Origin of the sequence: Martelella sp. UBA3392 (assembly GCF_002358775.1) — a bacterium.
Classification (GTDB): domain Bacteria; phylum Pseudomonadota; class Alphaproteobacteria; order Rhizobiales; family Rhizobiaceae; genus Martelella; species Martelella mediterranea.
In genome coordinates, this window is record NZ_DEPM01000042.1 from 1 (window position 1) to 4,755 (window position 4,755).

Here is a 4,755-nt window from a genome sequence, read left to right on the forward strand (position 1 = left end):
GGCCACCTTCTCCCCTCAGGGGAGAAGGGCGAGGCTGCGGCAAGCGGCGGCCTCTCAGTCCCCTCTCCCCAGGGGGGAGAGGGGCAGGGTGAGGGGGGCGACACGCTGCGCACCCGCGCGCTCGCCGCCATCGACAACACCCGTTTCGTACCCGCCGGCGGCAAGAACCGGCTGCGCGGCATGATCGAGAACCGTCCGGATTGGGTGCTCTCCCGTCAGCGCGCCTGGGGCGTGCCGATCTGCGTGTTCGCCGACAAGGCCGGCAATGTGCTGGTCGATGATGCCGTCAACGCCCGCATCCTCGAAGCTTTCGAGGCCGAGGGCGCGGATGCCTGGTTCGCCGATGGCGCGCGCGAGCGTTTCCTGGGTGACCGGGCGCATGAAGAGTGGGACATGGTCACCGACATTCTCGATGTCTGGTTCGACTCGGGCTCCACCCACACCTTCACGCTGGAGGACCGTCCGGACCTGAAATGGCCGGCGGACGTCTATCTGGAAGGCTCCGACCAGCATCGCGGCTGGTTCCATTCCTCGCTGCTGGAAGGTTGCGCCACCCGTGGCCGCGCGCCCTACAATACGGTGATCACCCACGGGTTTACGATGGACGAGCATGGCCGCAAGATGTCGAAATCACTTGGCAACACCGTCGTGCCGCAGGACGTTATGAAGAAGTCCGGCGCAGATATCTTGCGTCTGTGGGTCATGACCACCGATTACTGGGACGACCAGCGGCTCGGCGACCAGATCATCAAGACCAATGTCGACAGCTACCGCAAGCTGCGCAACACGCTGCGCTGGATGCTCGGCACGCTCGCCCATGACCAGGGCGAGGAGATCGCGCTGGCCGATATGCCGGAACTGGAGCGGCTGATGCTGCACCGGCTTTCCGAACTCGACGCGCTGGTGCGCAAGGGCTATGACGATTTCGACTTCAAGCGCATCACCCGCGCGCTGAACGATTTCGCCAATATCGAGCTGTCGGCGTTCTATTTCGATGTCCGCAAGGATGCGCTTTATTGCGATGCGCCGTCGAGCCTGCGCCGCCGTGCAGCCCTGCATGTCATCCGCAAGCTGTTCGACTGCCTCGTCACCTGGCTTGCCCCGATGCTGCCGTTTACGATGGACGAGGCCTGGCTGTCGCGGAACCCCGAGGCGGTTTCGGTGCATCTCGAACAGTTCCCCGATGTGCCGGCGGAATGGAAGGACGATGTGCTTGCGGCCAGGTGGGAGAAAATCCGCGCGGTGCGCACCGTGGTTACCGGGGCGCTGGAAATCGAGCGCCGCGAAAAGCGCATCGGTTCCTCGCTTGAGGCAGCACCCATCGTCTATGTCGACGACGAGACGCTGCTTGCAGCCCTCGATGGCCGCGATTTCGAGGAAATCTGCATCACCTCTGCGATCACCATCGAGGCGGGCAAGGGCCCGGAAGACGCCTTCCGCCTGCGTGAGGTGGCTGATGTGGCCGTGGTCCCGGCGCTGGCAACCGGCACCAAATGCGCCCGCTCCTGGCGCGTGACCGAGGATGTCGGCTCCGATCCGGACTATCCGGATGTGTCGGCGCGCGATGCGGCGGCGCTCAGGGAACTTGCGGCGCTCGCCGGATGAGGCGAAGGCCGGGGCTTTCCCGGCTTTTTCCACCAGTTTATAAGCCGAATTGCGAAAATGGTGGTTCTGCGTTAGGAATGTCGCGGTTTCGCCGGATTCATCGCCACAATGTGGTTGATGACCTGATAACAAGAAGCGCCGCCGGCGCGGAGGTTTGGTAGACAGCGCATGACATTCGTTCTCCGTTCGATGAAGATCGCAATTGCCCTTGCGGGCGTGGCATCGCTTTCCGCCTGCCTTGGCGCGCCGACCTATGGCACCGGCAAGACCGCGACCACCCAGCTTGTCGAAGACCTCGGCGAGGCCGTACTGGTGATCAATCCGGACCAGCCTGACATCGATTACGAGCCGCGCCCCGACCTCGTGAAGCCGACCAAGGGCACGAACATGGCCTCGCTTGCGCCGCCGCAGAAATCGCTTGCCTCCGCCGACAATCCCAACTGGGTCGAATCGCCGGAAGAGCAGCGCAACCGCCTCTATGAGGAGGCCGAGGCGAACAAGGACAATCCGTTCTATCGCTCGCCGCTGCTTGCAGGCGACGATCCGAGCAAGATGACCGAAAAGGAACAGCTTGAGGCTTTCCGCGCGGCGAAGAAGGAAGCGACCACGATCGACATCAGCCAGCGCCGCTATCTCATCGATCCGCCGCAGGAATACCGCATGCCGAGCAATCCGGCGGCGGTGAACGATCTCGGCGAGCCGGAGCGCGCCAAGGAGCGCCGCCGCAAGAAGCTTGCCGAGGGCAAGGACCCCGACAGTTGCTTCCTGTTCTTCAACTGCAACAGCGGCGCGACCGACGACTTCCTGGAATCGTCGAAGAACGCCGGTCAGCGATAGCCTGAATTTCGAGGACGCCATGGGTTACACCATTCGGCCGGCGACGCGGAGCGACGCCGGCGCCATCTATCGTTTTGTCTGCGAACTCGCAGAGTTTGAGAAGGCGCTCGATCAGGTCGAGACCAGCGAAGAGGGCCTTGCCGAGGCGATCTTTGGCGAAAACTCCGTCACCGGCGCGCTGATTGCCGAGGCCAATGGCGAGCCGGTGGGGTTCGCGGTCTACTATTTCAGCTTCTCCACCTGGCAGGGCCGCAATGGCATCTATCTGGAAGACCTTTATGTGACGCCCGATCATCGCGGCGGCGGTCTCGGCCGGGCACTGATGAAGGCGGTCGCGGAGATCGGCGTTGCCAGGAACTGCGGCCGGATGGAATGGAGCGTGCTCGACTGGAACGAGGGCGCGATCCGCGTTTATGACGGCATCGGCGGCAAGCCGCAGGACGAATGGATCCGCTACCGGCTGGAAGGCGAGACCTTGCGCAAGGTCGCCGACGGTTCAGTCTGAGCGCTTTTCGCTGAAGAAGCTCCGCAGAAGTTCGGCGGAGCGGCTTTCGGAAAAACCGGAATAGACATCGGGCCGGTGGTGGCAGGTCGGCTGGTCGTAGAACCGGCCGCCATGATCCACCCCGCCGCCCTTGGGATCGGCCGCGCCATAGTAAAGCCGCTCGACCCTCGCAAAGGAAATCGCCGCCGCGCACATGGCGCAGGGCTCCAGCGTGACGTAGAGATGCGCGCCGGGCAGGCGTTCCGAGCCGAGCTCGCGGCAGGCTTCGCGCAGTGCCAGGATTTCGGCATGGGCCGTGGGGTCGGCCATCTCGCGGGTGCGATTGCCGGCGCTCGCGATGACCCTGCCGTCGAGCACGACGACCGCGCCGATCGGCACCTCGCCGCGCGCTGCCGCCGCTTCGGCCTCGGTAAGCGCCAATGCCATGAAATCATTGCCGACGGGCATTATCGTAACTTTCCTCTTAACGGCTTTGACCCGACCTGATAGAGGATCGGGACAAACAGGCAAAGCACAATGACCGAAAAAGACAAGTTTCCCAAACGCGGCAACAAACCTGCCGGCGGCAAGCCGCCGCGCAAGGCTGAAGCGCCCGCCGCTGTCGGCGAGGAAAAGCAGGGCGAGCGGATTTCCAAGATCCTCGCCCGCGCCGGCGTTGCCTCCAGGCGCGATGCCGAGCGGATGATCCTCGACGGAAGGGTGAAGGTCAACGGCAAGCTGCTGGACACCCCCGCCCACAATGTCACGCTCGAAGACAAGATCGAGGTCGATGGCGCGGAAATCCGGGGCATCGAGCGCACCAGGCTGTGGATCTACCACAAGCCCGCCGGCCTCGTGACCACCAATTCCGACCCCGAGGGCCGCCCGACCGTGTTCGACAACCTGCCGGGCGAACTGCCGCGGGTGGTCTCGATCGGGCGTCTGGACATCAATACCGAGGGCCTGCTGCTACTCACCAATGACGGCGGGCTGGCGCGGGTGCTGGAACTGCCGGCCACCGGCTGGCTGCGCCGCTACCGCGTGCGTGCCCACGGCAAGATCGAACAGGCGGATCTCGACAAGCTCAAGGATGGCATTGCCGTCGATGGCGTGCTCTACGGCGCGATCGATGCCACGCTCGACCGGGTGCAGGGCTCCAATGTGTGGATCACCATGGGGCTTCGCGAGGGCAAGAACCGCGAGATCAAGAACGTGCTCGGCGCGCTCGGGCTCGAGGTCGGCCGCCTGATCCGCATCTCCTATGGGCCGTTCCAGCTCGGCGAGATTGCCGAGGGCACTGTGATGGAAGTGCGCGGCCGCACGCTGCGTGACCAGCTCGGCCCGCGTCTGATCGAGGAGGCCGGCGCCAATTTCGACGCGCCGATCTACAATGACAAGCAGGCGGAGAACGAGGCCCCGAAATCCGGCGGTAACTGGAAGCCGGAGCCCGGCAAGCGGGCGGAGCCGGGCAAGCGCCGCCCCGACAAGCTTGATCGCGGCGAGCGCGCGGAACGCGGCCGCGACCGGCTCGACACCAAGCGCAAGGGCGATGACGAAAAGCCGTTCAAGGATATCGTGACCCGCAACCGCGCCGCCAATGTCTGGATGGCGCCAGGCGCGCGTCCGCTTGGCCCCAAGGCCAAGAAGAAGGCCGAGGACAAGGCAAAGGAAGATGCGCGCCGTGACGCGCGGCGTGATGGTCGCCGCAGCGGACCAGCCGATGGCGATGCGCCGCGCGCGCGCGGACCGGCCGGCGGCAGGGGCAAGCCGTTCGCCAAACCGGCAGGCAAGCCGGCGAACAGGGGACCGCGCAAGCCGCGTGAGGCCGG

The 4,755-nt window shown here is 64.9% G+C and carries 5 protein-coding genes; 4 read left to right on the forward strand and 1 reads right to left on the reverse strand.

Features of this window, described 5'->3' with window-relative positions; translation table 11 throughout:
* The 3 genes from B4E36_RS03375 to B4E36_RS03385 all read left to right on the forward strand — a co-directional run.
* On the forward strand, nt 1-1,605 hold a 1,605-nt coding region (locus B4E36_RS03375; RefSeq protein WP_345899970.1), incomplete at its 5' end, for a class I tRNA ligase family protein.
* Between the two features lie 168 nt (nt 1,606-1,773).
* Nucleotides 1,774-2,442 carry a hypothetical protein gene (locus B4E36_RS03380; protein ID WP_292055376.1) on the forward strand — a complete coding sequence of 223 codons (669 nt, stop codon included), beginning with the start codon at nt 1,774-1,776 and terminating at the stop codon, nt 2,440-2,442.
* A 19-nt stretch (nt 2,443-2,461) separates the two neighbouring features.
* Entirely contained in the window at nt 2,462-2,947 is a 486-nt protein-coding gene (locus B4E36_RS03385) for a GNAT family N-acetyltransferase (protein ID WP_345899971.1), read from the forward strand.
* On the opposite strand, the gene B4E36_RS03390 is transcribed toward B4E36_RS03385, so the two are convergent.
* Nucleotides 2,939-3,394, reverse strand: a complete 456-nt coding sequence (locus B4E36_RS03390; RefSeq protein WP_292055378.1) for a nucleoside deaminase — start codon at nt 3,392-3,394, stop codon at nt 2,939-2,941. The two genes, B4E36_RS03385 and B4E36_RS03390, sit on opposite strands and share 9 nt — an antisense overlap.
* Nucleotides 3,395-3,463: 69 nt before the next feature.
* Here B4E36_RS03390 and B4E36_RS03395 point away from each other — a divergent pair.
* Nucleotides 3,464-4,755 (forward strand): pseudouridine synthase (locus B4E36_RS03395; protein ID WP_345899972.1); only part of this gene is annotated, 1,292 nt, incomplete at its 3' end.

What these genes read in the sequence shown, in the direction of transcription:
- B4E36_RS03380 (WP_292055376.1), top strand. Translation starts at nt 1,774, where the DNA reads ATGACATTCGTTCTCCGTTCGATGAAGATCGCAATTGCCCTTGCGGGC.
- B4E36_RS03385 (WP_345899971.1), top strand. Translation starts at nt 2,462, where the DNA reads ATGGGTTACACCATTCGGCCGGCGACGCGGAGCGACGCCGGCGCCATC.
- B4E36_RS03390 (WP_292055378.1), bottom strand. Translation starts at nt 3,394, where the DNA reads ATGCCCGTCGGCAATGATTTCATGGCATTGGCGCTTACCGAGGCCGAA.